The sequence below is a fragment of the Streptosporangium sp. NPDC050284 genome (assembly GCF_044459525.1).
Lineage (GTDB): Bacteria > Actinomycetota > Actinomycetes > Streptosporangiales > Streptosporangiaceae > Streptosporangium.
This window is the reverse complement of the sequence record NZ_JBITIZ010000003.1, coordinates 331,153-348,497: the sequence shown is the minus strand read 5'-3', so window position 1 is coordinate 348,497 and position 17,345 is coordinate 331,153. Positions and strand designations below refer to the sequence as shown.

The window sequence follows — 17,345 nt, the reverse complement described above, 5'->3', positions numbered from 1 at the left end:
ATAACGCTGTATGTCGGGATAAATCATCTCGGCGCCCGGCGTGTGACGGTTTCCCGGCACCGTCCGGTGGCGGGTACACTGCCAGGGGAACCGCCGGAGAGTCATGCCGTTTTGCATGCGCTCCTCCGCGCCGGTATCCTGCTAGTTCGTTGTGTGCGAATTGGTCTCCTCTCACAGACCGATACGCGGCGCGTCCGGCGTCATCTCCTCTTTATCTGGAGACGGAAGGTCCGGGCTGTCGTGTGCCCGCACCTACCGACCATGTTGCTGTCCTTTCCGACAGCGCCGAAGACGCGACCAAAGAAGGCATACGACCGTGCGCACGTACACACCCAAGCCTGCCGAAGTCGAGCGTCAGTGGCACATCATCGACGCCACCGACATCGTGCTTGGCCGGCTGGCCAGCCACGTCGCGATCCTGCTTCGCGGTAAGCACAAGCCGACCTTCGCCAACCACGTCGACACCGGTGACTTCGTCATCGTCATCAACGCCGACAAGGTCGCGCTGACCGGTAACAAGCTTGAGCAGAAGAAGGCCTACCGCCACTCGGGCTACCCGGGCGGTCTGCGCTCCATGACCTACGGCGAGCTCATGGACAAGCGTCCCGACCGCGCCGTCGAGAAGGCCGTGAAGGGCATGCTTCCCAAGAACGCCCTCGGCCGGAAGATGATCAAGAAGCTCAAGGTCTACGCCGGTTCCGAGCACCCGCACCAGGCGCAGCAGCCGGTGTCTTTCGAGCTCACCCAGATCGCCCAGTAGTCACTAGCTGCTTGTCGCCAGCAGCGTTGGCCGACGGCCGACGCCGAGTAGGAAAGTTAAGAGGAGAACCGTGGCTGAGCCCACCGGTGTCGAGACGCCCGTCGAGGGCGCTCAGGAAGCGTACTCCGCGGAGGAGTTCCCCTCCGAGTACACCTCCGAGTCCACTGCCAGCGGCGACGCCGCCGTCCGCAAGCCCATCACCACCGGCAACTCGTACGGCACCGGCCGTCGCAAGGAGTCCGTGGCCCGCGTGCGCATCGTTCCGGGCACCGGCAAGTGGACGATCAACGGCCGTACGCTTGAGAACTACTTCCCGAACAAGGTCCACCAGCAGATCGTGAACGAGCCCTTCGTGGTGCTCGGCGCCGAGGACCAGTTCGACGTCATCGCCCGCATCAACGGCGGTGGCGTCACCGGCCAGGCCGGTGCCCTGCGCATGGGTCTCTCCCGCGCGCTCACCGCCCTGGACGTCGAGGTCAACCGCCCGCCGCTGAAGAAGGCCGGCTTCCTGACCCGTGACGCCCGCGCCACCGAGCGCAAGAAGTACGGTCTCAAGAAGGCCCGCAAGGCTCCGCAGTACAGCAAGCGTTAAGCGTTGGGGCGCCTCTTTGGCACCGACGGGGTACGTGGGGTCGCCGGACGCGACCTCACGGCCGAGCTCGCCATGGACCTGTCCGTGGCCGCGGCTCATGTCCTCGGCGATGCCGGGGCGTTCAACGCCAGCGTCGGGCGGCGAGGCCGTCCCGTCGCCGTCGTGGGCCGGGACCCCCGGGCTTCAGGAGAATTCCTGGAGGCCGCGGTGGTCGCCGGCCTCGCGTCGTCTGGCGTGGACGTTCTCCGGCTCGGCGTGCTGCCCACCCCGGCGGTCGCTTATCTGACGACGGCTCTCAGAGCCGACATGGGCGTGATGATCTCCGCCTCCCACAATCCCGCGCCCGACAACGGGATCAAGTTCCTCACCCGGGGCGGCTACAAGCTGCCCGACACGGTGGAGAACGAGATCGAGCAGCGGCTCGGCGAGAAGTGGGAGCGTCCTGTCGGTGCCTCGGTCGGCCGCGTACGCGAGGCGTACGGCGAGGCCGACCGCTACGTGTCCCATGTGCTGTCCACCGTGGAGGGTCGTCTCGACGGCCTGAACGTGGTCCTCGACTGCGCCCACGGCGCCGCCCACATGGTGGCTCCCGAGGCGTTGCTGCGGGCCGGGGCCACCGTGGAGACGATCGGGGCGCGCCCCGACGGTCTCAACATCAACGCGGGGGTCGGCTCCACCCACCTGGATCGGCTCCAGCAGATCGTGGTCTCCCGCAACGCGGACGTGGGCATCGCCTACGACGGCGACGCGGACCGCTGCCTCGCCGTCTCGCATACCGGCGAGGTCGTCGACGGTGATCAGATCATGGCGGTGCTGGCCATGGCGATGCACGCCGAGGGCAAGCTGGTCGGTGACACCGTGGTGGCCACGGTCATGTCCAACCTGGGCTTCAAGCTCGCGCTCAAGAGCGCGGGGATCGACGTCGTGGAGACCGCCGTGGGCGACCGCTACGTCCTGGAGGCCATGCGGGCGGGCGGCTACAACCTCGGCGGCGAGCAGTCAGGCCACGTCCTGATGCTCGACCACGCCACCACCGGGGACGGCCTGCTCACCTCGCTGCACCTGCTCGCGGTGATGGCGCGGGAGAAGAAGTCGCTCGCCGAGCTGGCCTCGGTGATGACCCGCCTGCCGCAGGTCCTGGTCAACGTGAAGGACGTCGACCGGTCCAAGGCCTCGGCTCCGGAGCTGGCCGCCGCGGTCGGCGCCGCGGAGTCGGAGCTGGGCGAGACCGGCCGGGTGCTGATCCGGCCGAGTGGCACCGAGCCGATGATCCGGGTCATGGTCGAGGCCGCCTCGGCGGAACAGGCCGAGCAGCTGGCCGGCAGGCTGGCCGAGGTCGTCCGTACGGCCTGCGTCTGAACGATCGAAGCACGGCCCGCGCTCCGGTGCGGGCCGTGCTTTTTGGGTGCCTGCCGCCGTGTGTCCTTCGCCGTGTGCCCGGCCTTCCCGGGAGGTCCCGGATGAGCGCCGGTATCCGAACACCTTACGCACCCTTTTTGGCCCTCTTTATTAAACTTGCACCTTTTGTTGATATTCGACATTAATGTCCGGCAACGCGCCACACTTCGCGTTGATTGACACTCTGTGTTGTTGATCAGACACTTTCAGTGGTTGAGGGAAGGTTTTCTCCCGAAGACATCGCTCGCTGGGCAGATGCCGCGTGTGAGGTCATCGGGTACCTCGCTCCCAGAAGTGTCCGGACGGCGCCGCGTCGCCTGAATCATGATCAATCGGAGGGTGACATGCCGACCTTCGACGATGCCTCCGGGGTTATCCGCTGCCAGGTGAGTGAGACGGGCTCGTTCGCGCGCGGTGACGGCGATGACTGACGCCAGACGTACGCGCGCCACGCCGCGTCATGTCCGCCCGGCCACAGGCCGGCTGTCACGGGCCGGGCGGGCTCTCGCCGGGCTCCTCGTTCTGAGCATGACCGGCGCGTCGGTCGTGTCGGCCCCGGCGGACGCTCTGGCGGCGGGCACCCTCGTGTTCAACGAGCCCTTCCACGGCAACACGGCCGACGGCCTCGGCGCCGTGGTGCTGCCGGCGATGCCGGCCGGCTCGGCCACGACGAACTCGGCCTGCCTGAGCGCCTCGGGCAACACCACTACCGGGCCCCTGCTCAGCTGCACCGACAGCCCGGACAGCCCGGGGGCCGGCAAGCTGCGCCTGACGAACGCGACGACGAACAAGGCGGGTGGCGTCTTCGGCGCCGTCAGCGGGCCCACCTCGCAGGGGCTCGACGTGACGTTCAACACCTACCAGTACGGTGGGGGCAGCGCCGACGGCATAGCCTTCGTGCTGGCGGCGGTCAGCCCGACCAACCCCCAGTCACCGGCCAACCTCGGTCAGTTGGGCGGGGGCCTGGGCTACTCCGGCACCAACGCACTCCCCGGCCTGGCGTACGGCTACATGGGCATCGGGTTCGACGTCTTCGGCAATTACAGCACCACCACCTATCAGGGCACCGGCTGCTCGAACCCGCCCTACATCAGCAGCACCAAGATCGCCGGACAGGTGGTCATCCGCGGGCCGGGCAACAACACCGTCGGATACTGCGCGATCAACAGCACGGCCACCTCGACGTCCTCCCCGGCCCTTCCCCTGCGGGCGAACACCCGCACGGCCGTCCCCGTCCAGGTGGGCATCAACCCCACCTCCGTCGTCCTGACCACCGCCGCCGGCATGTCCATCCCGGCCAACAGCTACAAGGTGCTGGTCACCCTGGTGGGGGGCGCGACCAGGACGCTGACGGGCACACTCCCCGCGGTCCCCGCGGGCCTCTACCCGACAGGGTGGCTGAACGCCAACAACGTCCCCCAGCAGCTCGCGTTCGGCTGGGTGGGTTCCACCGGAAGCGTGACCGACTTTCACGAGATCGACAACGCCACGGTGTACACGATCAGCCCCGTTCCCCAGCTGACCGTCGCCCAGACCAGCTACAGCGCCACGACGTCGCAGCCGGGCGACCCGGTGACCTACAGCGTCGTCGCGGGCGTCACCTCGAACCTGCAGGAGACCGGCGCGATCACCATCACCCAGACCCTGCCCGCCGGGACGGTGCCCGTGGGGGCGTACGGCACGGGGTGGGTCTGCTCGGCGCCGTCGTCGCGCTCCATCACCTGTACGAACTTCGCCACCCCGTTCGCGGCCGGGGCGACGTTACCGCCGCTCACCGTGGTGGGCATCGTCACCGGGACCGGCGTCACGTCGGCGCAGATCCAGAGCGGGACCGTGGTCACCGCGTCGTCGAACGACGGCAACCCCGCCTACCTGGCGACGGCGACCGCCGGCACGCTGCCGGCGACGCCCGGCGGCATAACCCTCAGCTCGAACGCGGGCACCATCGCCGGTGGCGGAGCGGTGACCGTGAGCGGGACGAACATCTCCAACGCCACCGCGATCGAGATCGGCACCACCGCCCAGCAGCAGGCGGGCACTCCGGTGGTCCTGCTGCCGTGTCCTTCGGGGGTCACCACCGGCTGCTTCGTCAACAACGGCAACGGCACCCTGACCATCCCCTCCATGCCCGCCAGGTCCTCGGCCGCCGCGGTGAACGTCACCGTCGTCACCCAGGGGCTCGCCGCGTCCGCCGCCTACACCTACACCTCCGCCCCCGCGGCACCCACCGCGCCCACCGCGACGGCCGGGACGACCAGCGCGACGGTGAGCTGGACGGCGCCGGCCAGTAACGGCAGAGCCATCACCGGCTACGTCGTGACCCCGACCCGCAACGGTGTGGCCCAGACCCCGGTGTCCTTCGACGCGTCGGCGACCACCAGGACGCTGACCGGGCTCACCGCCGGGGCGACCTACACCTTCACCGTCACCGCGGTGAACGCCGTCGGCACCGGCCCGGCCAGTCCGGCGTCGAACGCGGTCGTCCCCTACGACGTCCCCGGCCGGCCCACCATCACCGCGGCCACCGCGGGCACCTCCTCGGCGAACCTCACCTGGACCGCGCCGGCGGCCAACGGCAGCACCATCTCCAGCTACGTCGTCACGCCCTACGTCGCCGGTGTCGCGCAGCCCACCCGGACCTTCCCCGGCACCGCGACCACCCAGAGCGTCACCGGCCTGACGCCGGGGACCTCGTACACGTTCACCGTCACCGCCGTGAACGCGGCGGGTCCCGGTACGCCGTCCCTGCCCTCCTCGGCCGTCGTCCCCAACGTCGCGCCCGCCTTCACCTTCGCCGCACCACCGGCCGGAGAGGTGAACGTCGCCTACAGCGTCCCGCTGACCGTTACCGGCGGCACCACGCCGTACGTGTGGTCGGTGAGCGCGGGCACCCTGCCGCCGGGCCTGACCTTGAACGCCTCCACCGGCGTGCTGTCGGGCACCCCCACTCTCGGGGGCACCTACTCCTTCACCGCGATGGTGACGGACGCGAGCAACGTGAGCACCACCCGGGCGGTCACCCTAATCATCGCGGCGGCGCCCGTCCTGACGTTCCCGGCGCCGCCCAACGGCGAGGTGAGCATCCCCTACAGCATCCCGCTGACCGTCACCGGAGGCACCGCGCCGTACGTGTGGTCGATCACGGCGGGCAGCCTGCCGCCGGGCCTGACGCTGAACACCTCCACCGGCGTGCTGTCGGGCACCCCGACGCTGGGAGGCGTGTTCTCCTTCTCCGTCAAGGTGGTCGACGCCCTCAACCAGAGCAGCACCAGGACGGTGAGCGTGACGATCGCGGCGCTGCCGACGTTCACGTTCGCCGCTCCGCCACCCGGACAGGTCGGGGTCGCCTACAGCGTCCCGCTCACCGTCAGCGGAGGGGTCACGCCCTACACGTGGTCGGTGAGCGCGGGCAGCCTGCCGCCGGGGCTGACGCTGAACGCCTCCACCGGCGTGCTGTCGGGCACCCCGACAGCTACGGGCAGCTCCACGGTCACCTTCCGGGTGGTCGACGCGAACGGCCTGGCCGACACCAGATCCGCGACGCTGGTGATCGTGGCCGGACCCCTGGTCATCGTGAAGACGGCCAGCGCCTCCTCGGCGGTCCCGGGCGCCACGCTCAACTACACGATCACTGTGAACAACACCGGCACCACCGCCTTCACCGGCGCGACGCTGAACGACCCGCTGGCGGATGTCCTCGACGACGCGACCTACAACGGTGACGCGACCGCGAGCGGCGGCTCGGTCTCCGTGGCGGGCCAGACCCTGACCTGGACGGGCAACGTGGCGGCCGGTGCGACCGTGACCATCGGTTACTCGGTCACGGTGAAAAACCCCGACACCGGCAACAAGGTGATGGCCAACGCGGTGACCTCGTCGACGGTCGGCAGCACCTGCCCGGCGGGCGGCGTCGACACCCGATGCTCGGTCACCGTGACCGTGTCCGGGCTGTCCATCGTCAAGGTCGCCAACGTCTCGACGGCGACTCCCGGGGGGAGCATCGGCTACACGGTCACGGTGACGAACAACGGCCGGACCCCGTACACCGGCGCGACGTTCACCGACGCGATGGCCGGGATGCTCGACGACGCCGTCTACAACGCCGACGCGACCGCGACGACCGGCACCCTGTCCTACACCGCCCCCAACCTGGTCTGGACCGGAAACCTCGCGCCCGGCGCGAGCGCGAGCGTCACCTACTCGGCCACGGTGCGTAACCCCGACACCGGGGACCGGACCGCCTCCAACACGATCTCCTCGGCCACCCCGGGCAGCACCTGCCCACCGGGAAACCCCGCCCCGCAGTGCGTCGCCACCGTTACGGTCCTGATCCCGGGACTGACGATCAGCAGCAGCGCGGACGTGGCCAGCACCACACCCGGCTCGGTCGTGCACTACACGTTCACCGCTTCCAACACGGGCCAGACCCCTTATGCCGGGACGAGTATCACCGTCTCACTGGTGGACCTCCTGGACGACGCGACGCCCAACGGCGACATCTCAGCGACGACGGGAACCGTCGTCACCAACCCGGACGGCACCGCCACCTGGACCGGCGACCTGGCAGTCGGCGCCACCGTCACCGTCACCGGCTCGGTCACCGTGAACGACCCCGACACCGGCGACAGGGTCCTGAGGACCTCCGCCGTCTCCACCGCGCCGGGCAGCAACTGCCAGGTGGGCAACCAGGGCCCCGGGTGCTTCAGCGTCATCACGGTCCTGATCCCCGGCCTGACGATCGCCAAGGCGGCTGACACGGCGACCACGACCCCCGGCTCGGTCGTGAACTACACGGTGCTGGTCACCAACTCGGGGCAGACCGCCTACACCGGTGCGACGTTCGCCGACGCGCTGGGCGGGGTGCTGGACGACGCGACCTATAACGCGGACGCCGCCGCGACCAGCGGCTCGGTCGGCTTCGCGGGCTCCACGCTGACCTGGACCGGCAACCTCGCGGTCGAGGCGAGCGCCACGATCACCTACTCGGTCACCGTCAACGACCCCGACACCGGGAACAAGACGCTGACCAATACCCTCACCTCGACCACCGTCGGTAACAACTGCCCCACGGGCGGCGGCGACGCCCGGTGCGCCGGCAGCGTGACGGTTCTCGTCCCGCAGCTGACGTTGGCCAGCACGACCCCGTCGAGCACCACGGTCCCGGGCGGCGTCGTGTCGTACACGTTCACGCTGGCCAACACCGGGCAGACCCCCTACGTGGGCATCAGCGCCACGCTGGGCGTCGAGGGCCTGTTCGGCGACGTGACCTACAACGGCAACCTGATCGCCAGTTCGGGCAGCCTCGACGTGCTCCCGGACGGCTCACTCCTGTGGACGGGGGACATCGCGGTCGGCGCGACGGCCACCATCACCGGTTCGGTCACCGTGAACGACCCCGACACCGGCGACAAGGTCCTCCAAACCTCCTTCACCTCCGCCGCGCCCGGCAGCACCTGCCCGAGTATCGGGGCGACAGCGCCCAGCTGCTTCACCCTGGTCACCGTCCTGGTCCCGGCGCTGACGATCACGAACACCGCCGACACCCAGACGGTCGCGCCGGGGGGCACGGTCACCTACACGACGACGGTGACCAACACCGGACAGACCCCCTACAGCGGCGCCCAGGTCACCAACCAGCTGGCCCAGGTGCTCAACGACTCTGTCTACAACGATGACGCGGCCGCGACGACCGGAACGGTCGCCTTCGCCGGATCCAACCTGACCTGGACAGGTGATCTGGCGACCGGGGGGAGTGCCACGATCACCTACTCGGTCACTGTCGACAACCCCGACCTCGGCGACCGGCAGATGACCAATGTCGCGGTGTCGTCCACTCCGGGCAGCACCTGCCCGGCGGGAGGCACCAACACGGCGTGCACCTCGACGGTGGCTGTCCTGGTTCCGGCGCTGACCGTGGTCAAGACCGCGAACGCCGCGACGACGACCCCCGGGGCCACCGTCGGCTACACGGTCACCGTCACCAACTCCGGGCAGACGCCCTACACGGGGGCCACCGTCACCGACGCGCTGGGCGGGGTGCTGGACGACGCGGTCTACAACGCCGACGCGACGGCGTCGAGCGGCAGCGTGTCGTACACCAGCCCCACCCTGACCTGGACAGGGGATCTGGCGGTCGGTGTAACCGCCACGATCACCTACTCGGTCACCGTGAACAGCCCCGACACGGGGGACGCCCTGCTCGTGAACACCACCGTCTCCGCCGCGCCGGGTAGCAACTGCCCGACGGGGAGCGCCGACACCCGATGCGCCGTCTCGGTACCGGTGGCGCGGCTGGTCATCTCTCAGAGTTTCGTCGGGAGCAGCACGACCCCCGGTTCGACGATCCGCCTCAACGCCACGTTCACCAACACCGGGAATGTCCCCTACACGGGGATCAGCATCGCCAGTCTCACCGCGGACGTCGTCGACGACGCCACTCCCAACGGCGACCAGACCGCGAGTTCGGGAACGCTGATTCTCAGCTCCACCGCGATCACCTGGACCGGCAACATCCCCGTCGGGGGCGTCGTCACGGTCACCGGCACCCTGACCGTGAAGAATCCCGACACGGGCAACAAGATCATAACTGGCACTCTGGTCTCGGCCGCTCCCGGCAACAACTGCCCGTCCGGCGGCTCCGATCCCCGCTGCACCTCTTTGATGGACGTGCTCGTCCCCGGCCTGACGATCACCAATGTCGCCGACACCAGCGCCACGGTCCAGGGGGGCGCCGTCGGCTACACGGTCACCGTCACCAACTCCGGGCAGACGGCCTACACCGGTGCGACGTTCACCGAGTCGCTGGCAGGAATACTGGACGACGCGGTCTACAACGGCGACGCGAGCGCGACGAGCGGCACCGCCGCCGTCGCCGGATCCACCCTGAGCTGGACCGGTGACCTGGCGGCCGGGGCGAGTGCGACGGTCACCTACTCGGTCACCGTGCGAAACCCCGACCCCGGTGACAGGAACCTGGCCGGCACGATCTCCTCGCCCACCACCGGCAGCAACTGCGCCCCGGCGAGCGGTAACGCGCAGTGCACCAGCAACGTGATCGTGCTCATCCCGGCGCTGACCATCGTCCAGACCGCCACTCCGACGACGGCGGTTCCGGGAAGCACGGTCACCTACACGGTCGTTGCCACCAACACCGGGCAGCTCCCCTACACGGGGGCGACGTTCACCGACTCACTGGCGGGTGTGCTGGACGACGCGGCCTACAACACCGACGCGAGCGCGACGAGCGGCACCGTGGGGTTCGCGGACCAGGCCGTGACCTGGACCGGGGATCTCGCGCCCGGTGCGAGCGCGACGATCACCTATACGGTCACCGTCGACAACCCGGATACCGGTGACGCGAGCCTCGTGAACACGATCACCTCCACCACCTCAGGGAACAACTGCCCGTCCGGCGGGACCGACCCCCGCTGTGGCACCACCGTCGCGGTCACCGCGATCACCACGCTGACCTTCGACAAGGCCGCGAACACCCTCTCGGCCGCGCAGGGCGAGACGGTCACCTACACCGTCACGATCAGCAACAGCGGGCTGACCCCCTACGTCGGCGCGACGTTCACCGACGACCTGACCGACGTCCTGGACGACGGGACCTACAACAACGACGCCGTGGCAGGCGCGGGCACCGTCGGCTACACCGCGCCCAACCTGACGTGGACCGGCACCGTCCCGGCCGGCGGGTCGACCACCGTCGTCTACTCGGTGACGGTGCGGGCCTCGTCCGACGGGACCCTCGTCAACACACTGGTCTCGACCTCACCGGGCGGCAACTGCGCCTCGGGGAGCACCGACCCGCGCTGCACGGCCACGGTGACCGTGGCCAAGCTGACCATCGTGACCACGTCCAACGCGGCGACCTATCTGCCGGGCGAGGTGGTGCACTACACGTCGGTGATGACCAATGCCGGGCAGACGCCGTACAACGGGATCAGTGTCCTGTTCAACGGGATAGAGGGCGTCGACGACAGCGTGCCCAACGGGGACCAGAGCGCTACCTCCGGGTCGCTGACCCTGGGGCTCGACGGGCTGACCTGGACCGGGAGCATTCCGGTGGGCGGCAGCGTCACGGTGACCGGCAGTATCACGATCAACAATCCTGACACCGGCAACAAGCTGATCACCCTCACCTCGGTCTCCTCGGCGCAGGGCAGCAGCTGCCCCGTGACGACCGCACCCGGCTGTACCAACTCGGTCACCGTGCTCACCCCCGGGCTGACGATCACCAAGGTCGCGGACCGGAGCGCGGTGGTACCGGGCGGCTCGGTGGCCTACACGATCACGATCGCCAACAGCGGGAACAGCGCGTACACCGGTGCCGTCGTCACCGACACGCTGACCGGGGTGCTGGACGCGGCGACGTACAACGACGACGCGGCGGCGACGACCGGCACGGTCGGCCTCACGGGCGGGGTGTTGACCTGGACCGGTGATCTGGCGGTCGGCACGACCGCGACCGTCACCTACTCCGTCACCGCCAACAGCCCTCCCATCGGTGACAAGCTTCTGAGCAACAACGTCGCCTCCACCGAGATGGGCAGCACCTGCCCGCCCGGCAGCGGAAGCCCGGCCTGCAACGTGGGGGTCGTCGTCCTCACACCGATCCTGACGATCGTGAAGACGCCCGGCGTCACCTCGACCACCCCCGGGGGGACGGTCACCTACACGGTCACCGCCACCAACACCGGGCAGGTCCCCTTCGCCTCGGCGACGTTCACCGACGCGCTGGCCGGGGTGCTGGACGACGCGACCTACAACGCCGACGCGAGCGCCACGAGGGGAGCCGTCGCCTTCACCAGTCCCAACCTGACCTGGACAGGAGCCCTCGCCCCCGGGCAGGGGGTCACCCTCACCTACAGCGTCACGGTCGACACCCCGGGCACCGGTGACCAGATACTGGCCAATGCCGTCACCTCTGCCACCTCGGGCAGCACCTGCCCGACCGGAGGCACCGATTCGCGGTGCTTCAGCGAGGTGCCGGTCTCCAGGATCGCGATCACGAACGTGGCGAACGTCACCACGGCGATCCCGACCCAGGTGGTCAGCTACACGATCACGGTCACGAACACCGGGCAGACGCCTTACAGCAGCGTCGTGCTGAACGACCTGCTGGCCGGGGTGCTGGACGACGCGACCTACAACGGCGACGGGGCGGTCTCGGCGGGCGGCTTCAGCTTCCCCGGCGGCGACGAGGGAACCTGGACGTTCCCCCTGGCGGTCGGTGCCAGTGCTGTCGGGACCTTCTCGGTGACGGTGCTGAACCCGGATCCCGGGAACAAGATCCTCACCGCGGTGATCACCTCGGCGACCCCTGGCACCAACTGCCCGGTAGGGAGCGCCGACTCGGCCTGCACCTCGACGGTCAACGTGCTGACTCCCGTCCTGACCGTCTCCAAGAGCGCGGACCGGACGACGGTCACCCCCGGTGGGACCGTCACCTACACGATGACGGTCGCCAACACCGGCCAGACGCCGTACACCGGGGCGACGGCGACCGACGACCTCACCAAGGTGCTCCCCGACTCCGTCTACAACGCGGACGCGAGCGCCACGAGTGGCGCCGTCACCTTCACCAGCCCCAACCTGACCTGGACCGGTGACCTCGCGGTCGGCGCGACCGCGACGATCACCTACTCGGTCACCGTGCTGAACCCCGATCCCGGTGACAAGCTGATGGTCAACCGTGCCTTCTCCGACACGCTGGGCAGCACATGCCCGTCCACCGGATCCAACCCGGCCTGCACGACCCTCGTCATCGTGCTCGTACCGGCGCTGACCCTCGTCAAGACGGCCAACACGGTGACCACGACCCCTGGGAGCACGGTCGGCTACACGATCACCGCCACCAACATCGGGCAGACGGACTACACCGGCGTGACCGTCACCGATCCGCTGGCGGAGGTGCTGGACGACGCCGCCTACAACAACGACGCGAGTGCCACGACCGGCACGGTGGGCTTCGCCGGGCAGACCCTGACCTGGACCGGCGACCTGGCGGTCGGGATGACGGTGACCATCGGCTACTCGGTCACCGTCGGAGACCCGGACACCGGTGACCTGCTGCTCGCCAACGCCGTCACCTCGTCCGCACCGGGCAGCACCTGCCCGGTGGGTGGCACCGCCCCGGACTGCGCCTCGTCGGTGGCCGTCCTCATCCCCGGACTGGCCATATCCATCGTCGCCGACCGGGCGACCACGATTCCCGGCGGCGTCACCCGGTTCACCGTCACGATCGCCAACACCGGTCAGACCCCGTACGTCGGCACGAGCGTCGCCAACTCCCTCGCCGAGGTGCTGGACGAAGCGACCTACGACGACGACGCGGTCGCCACCGTCGGCACGGTCGGCCTCACCGGGCAGACCCTGACCTGGACCGGCGATCTGCCGGTCGGGACGACCTCGACCGTCACCTACACGGTGAAGGCGAACGACCCCAACACCGGTGACACGAGCATGACCAGCGTCGTCTCCTCGTCCGCGCCGGGCAGCACCTGCCCGGTGGGCGGCGCCGCCCCGGCCTGCGGCGCGACCGTCACCATCCTGATCCCCGCGCTGAGCATCGCGATGACCGCCGACACGGCGACCACGACCCCCGGGAGCACGGTCGGCTACACGATCACGCTCACCAACACCGGGCAGACGGACTACGCCGCCGCCTCCGTGGTCGCCGCGCTCAACGGGGTGTTCCCCGACTCGGTCTACAACGGGGACGCGAGCGCCTCCACCGGCGTCTTCGACTACACCGCGCCGAACCTGACCTGGACCGGTGCTCTCGCGATGGGCGCGAGCACCACGATCACCTACTCCATCACGGTGAAGGATCCCGACCCTGGCGACAAGAGCCTGACCAGCGGCGTGAGCTCCACCACGCAGGGCAGCACCTGCCCGGTGGGTGGCAGCGCCCCGGCGTGCACGACGCTCGTGCGCGTCCTGGTACCGCAGCTCACGATCACACAGACCGCCGACACCGCCACCGTCGTCGCCGGGGACGTCGTCAACTACACGGTGACTCTGGTCAACACCGGCGAGACCGACTACTCCGGCGCCGCGTTCACCGAGCCGCTGGCCGGGGTGCTCGACGACGCCACCTACGCGGGCGACGCGACCGCGACCGTCGGCACCGTCACCTACGCCGACGGCACCCTCAGCTGGGGAGGCGCCCTCGACATCGGCGACACCGCGACGGTCACCTACTCGGTCACCACCATCTATCCTCCGCCGGGCGACAAGACCCTGACCGGCACCGTCAGCTCCGTCACGGCCGGGTCGACCTGCCCCGAGGGGGGAGACGACCCACGCTGCACCACGACCGTCGCCGTCCTGACTCCCGGCCTCACCATCGTCAAGACCGCGGACAGCAGCGGTGCCGCGGTGGCGAACGCCACGGTCCAGTACACGATCACGGCCACGAACACCGGTGAGGCTCCGTACTCCGAAGCCGCGTTCACCGACACGCTGGCCGGGGTTCTCGACGACGCCACCTACAACAACGATGCGACGGCCACCGTCGGCACCGTCACCTACACCGACGGCGTCCTCGGCTGGACCGGCGGCCTGCCGGTGGCGGCGAGCGCGGTCGTCACCTTCAGCGTGCTCGTCACCCACGAGGGCACCGGCAACGCGATCCTCGACAACCGGGTCACCTCGGCGACGGTCGGCAGCACCTGCCCCGTCGGAGGCACAGACCCCGGCTGTTCCGTCCAGACCACCGTGACCCCCACCAGCATCACTCTCGTCGACCTGACCAGCGACTTCACCCTGGCCGGCAAACCGGATTCGACGGTTCGCCGCAACGAGGCCGTGACCATGACGGTCATCACGAACAGCTTCGACGGCTACACCGTCACCGTTCAGGCGGCGTCCACCGAGCTCACCTCCGACCAGCCGGGCAACGACGCCACCATCCCGATCGGGAACCTGCGCGTGCGCGAGAGCGGTACGTCGTCGGCCTTCCAGCCCCTTTCGACCACCAACCCGGTACTCGTCCACAGCCAGCCGGGTCCGTCCGCTCCCAACGGAGACGCCATCGGCAATGATTTCGAGGGGGACATCCCCTTCGTGCCGATCGGTAGCTATTCGGGGACGCTCACCTACGTCGCGACGGCCCAATGACACCGTGCCGTCACCGAGGCATCGCACACCACTCACCTTGTACACGAGCAACGTGAAGGAGAAAGCCATGGCATCGATCGTGATGACCCGTCCTGCCAGCGGCCCACGGCGCGCTGCGGCTATCTGCGGGCTCGGCGTGGCCATGGTCGTCGCCCTCGCCGCACCGTCATCGGCCGCGTCCGTACTCAAACCGCACCCCGAGGGTCCCGAGAGCAGGGGCGGGAAGGCGGCGGCCGGAGGCGTACCCAGCCTGAGCATCAGCATCGACAACGGCCGGACCACCGCCGAGGAGGGGGACCGGCTCACCTATACCGTCAAGGTCCGTAACACCGGCGCGGCCCGGGTACGTGAGCTCGACCTCACCCAGACCCTGCCGACCGGCCTCAGGTTCGTCTCGGCGGACGGCCGGGGCTCGGCCTCGAAGGGGCAGGTCCGCTGGAGCGTCGACGTGCCGCCCGGCAAGGAGGCCACCTTCCACACCGTCGCGGAGGTGGGGGCCACGCCGGAGGACCTCCTGCGCCTGGCCAGCATCGCCTGTGCGAGCACCGAGGGAAGCGACAAGCCGATCGTCTGCGCCACCCACTCCGACCGGTTGCCGGCCGGCGCGGCGGCGGCCGAGGCCGCACACGTGGCGGCTCACCCCGTGTCGAGTCGCCTGGGGTACGTGGGCATGGGCGCTGCTGCCGCGCTGTCGGTCCTGGTACTGGCCGGGCTACTGCTCCTCCGCCGCTCCAGGCGCGGCCGCCACCTGCGGGAGCCGTCCTCGTAACGATCAGAGCAACGGAGTACGGGGGGCCGTGCTCCGTTGCTCAGGAGTGTGACCGAAGCCGCGCGTCCAGGCTCCAGATGCCGACCTCCACATTGACGACCCTCGTGCGGTAGAGCTCCCGCTCGGTCAGGATGCAGAGGTCTCCCAGTCCGAGTTTGGACATTACATGATCGGAGAATGGTGTCCCGGTTCCCGCTCCCGCGAGAAGCGATCGCAGGAAGTCCTCTCCCCACTCGACGGTGTGTAGCACCCATGGTGCCCGGCCGCTGATGACGAGTTTGAGAAGATCGCTCAGCTTGTCGGCATGCTGCCTGCGGAGCCGGCCGAACTCGGTGAAGTCGCGATCCGGGACGGGGGCATGCTCCAGCAGGCCGGAGGTGACGACCGTACCGAGGTCGCCCTGGGCCATCAGGCCGGGATATCCCTCCATCTCCGGGAGTTTTCTGAGGTGGGAGAGTCCCGTGGCAGGGTCACGAGAGCAGACGACGACATGTTGGTGCTCTTCCGCCCGCAGTGCCGAGAGCAGGGCGGGGCTGTGGGTCGTGAAGATCACCTGGGACGCTTGGTCTTCGGTGGCCTGCCTGACGAGATCGAGGATCTGAGTGGCCTGGGAGGGATGTAGGCCGTTCTCCAACTCCTCGATGACCAGGGTGGGAGACCTGTTGTCGTCCGCCGCCCCGCGTCCGTCGAGGTCAAGGTCTTGCCCCTGTCGGAGCAGGCTGGTGGCGATGGCCGCGAATCTCAGCAGGCCGTCGCTCATCTCTCTGGCCGGTGTGATGGCCTCCTCCTCCCTGAGGGCCAGCATCACGTCATTGAGCTGCGAACGAATGATCTCAATCCCGGTTATCTCGTACTCGACGAGGCTTTGCACACGGGTGACAAGCTGTCGGAAACGCTGGGGGTCGTATTCCCTCATATGGTTGATCACCGCAGGGAGATTCTCCGCGGTTCGGCGCAGCCGGATGTCACGACTGGGAACGTACTGCCGCATGAGGTGGGGAACGGGATCAAGATGGAAGACCCCGCGAAGCGTCTCCAGTATGTCCTCAGCAGCGGTGATGACACGCTGCTCGGCCTCCGTCTCGCCCGCGAGCCGGAAGGGAAGCTGGCTCGTGAGGAGTCGGGTGGAGCGGAACGGCGCCTTGGGGTCTCGCCCCCGGCGGCCGTTGTACCAGGTGGCCTCGATGCTGCCGGTTCCCGGATTCGGGTCCGTTGTTCTGAGGAGGTCGTGCTCTACTCGGCCCAATGGGTTCCGCGTCGAACGGTTTTTACCTGAGAAGCCGGTGAGAGTCTCACCGATGATCTCCGGTTCCGGATGGAGTTGGATTCCAACATCAAGGTTGACGTAGAAATACCCTTTGCCGAGCCGGTCAGGAGCCAGGATGCTGCACCCCAGCTGAAATCGGTCCGCCCCATGGGGAGGGCACCCTTCTATGCCCCCGCGAAGGGGGCCCTCGTCGCCTCGCCTGCTGTCCAGCGCGTCGACGAGATCCGCTCCCGAGGCCAGCCGGGAGAGGACTTCAAGCCCGTCCAGGGCATTGGACTTCCCGCTGCTGTTGCGGCCGATGAGCGTGGTCGTCTCGCCAAGAGGAAGTAACGCGTCACGGAAGGTCTTGAACTCGGTGAGGCGTAGTGCCACCAGGCGGGACTTCATAGGGAAACCGTACACGCGCCCTCCACGACAGAGGGCGCGCACGCGG

The 17,345-nt window shown here is 68.9% G+C and carries 6 protein-coding genes; 5 read left to right on the top strand and 1 reads right to left on the bottom strand.

Annotation, left to right across the window (positions count from 1 at the left end):
• Positions 1-316: 316 nt before the first annotated feature.
• The 5 genes from rplM (at position 317) to ACIBH4_RS09090 (ending at position 15,645) form a co-directional block, all read left to right on the top strand.
• Positions 317-760, top strand: coding sequence for a 50S ribosomal protein L13 (rplM, locus tag ACIBH4_RS09110; RefSeq protein WP_344746717.1), 444 nt, complete (start codon positions 317-319; stop codon positions 758-760).
• 70 nt (positions 761-830) lie between these two features.
• On the top strand, positions 831-1,352 hold the full coding sequence (rpsI, locus tag ACIBH4_RS09105; protein WP_350943295.1) for a 30S ribosomal protein S9: 522 nt from the start codon (positions 831-833) through the stop codon (positions 1,350-1,352).
• A 3-nt stretch (positions 1,353-1,355) separates the two neighbouring features.
• Positions 1,356-2,711 carry a phosphoglucosamine mutase gene (gene glmM / locus ACIBH4_RS09100; protein ID WP_362502993.1) on the top strand — a complete coding sequence of 452 codons (1,356 nt, stop codon included), beginning with the start codon at positions 1,356-1,358 and terminating at the stop codon, positions 2,709-2,711.
• 462 nt (positions 2,712-3,173) lie between these two features.
• Entirely contained in the window at positions 3,174-14,876 is an 11,703-nt protein-coding gene (locus ACIBH4_RS09095) for a fibronectin type III domain-containing protein (protein ID WP_362762932.1), read from the top strand.
• Between the two features lie 67 nt (positions 14,877-14,943).
• Positions 14,944-15,645 (top strand): hypothetical protein, encoded by a 702-nt coding sequence (locus ACIBH4_RS09090; RefSeq protein WP_362762935.1) that lies wholly within the window; start codon positions 14,944-14,946, stop codon positions 15,643-15,645.
• A gap of 40 nt (positions 15,646-15,685) precedes the next feature.
• Here the strand turns inward: ACIBH4_RS09090 and ACIBH4_RS09085 are convergent, their stop codons facing one another.
• A complete protein-coding gene (locus ACIBH4_RS09085) occupies positions 15,686-17,299 on the bottom strand; it encodes an ATP-binding protein (RefSeq protein WP_362762938.1) in 1,614 nt (537 codons plus the stop codon).
• Between the last annotated feature and the right edge of the window lie 46 nt (positions 17,300-17,345).

Excerpts from the sequence above, each read along its gene's own strand:
- ACIBH4_RS09095 (WP_362762932.1), top strand. The coding sequence starts at position 3,174 with ATGACTGACGCCAGACGTACGCGCGCCACGCCGCGTCATGTCCGCCCG.
- ACIBH4_RS09085 (WP_362762938.1), bottom strand. The coding sequence starts at position 17,299 with ATGAAGTCCCGCCTGGTGGCACTACGCCTCACCGAGTTCAAGACCTTC.
- ACIBH4_RS09090 (WP_362762935.1), top strand. The coding sequence starts at position 14,944 with ATGGCATCGATCGTGATGACCCGTCCTGCCAGCGGCCCACGGCGCGCT.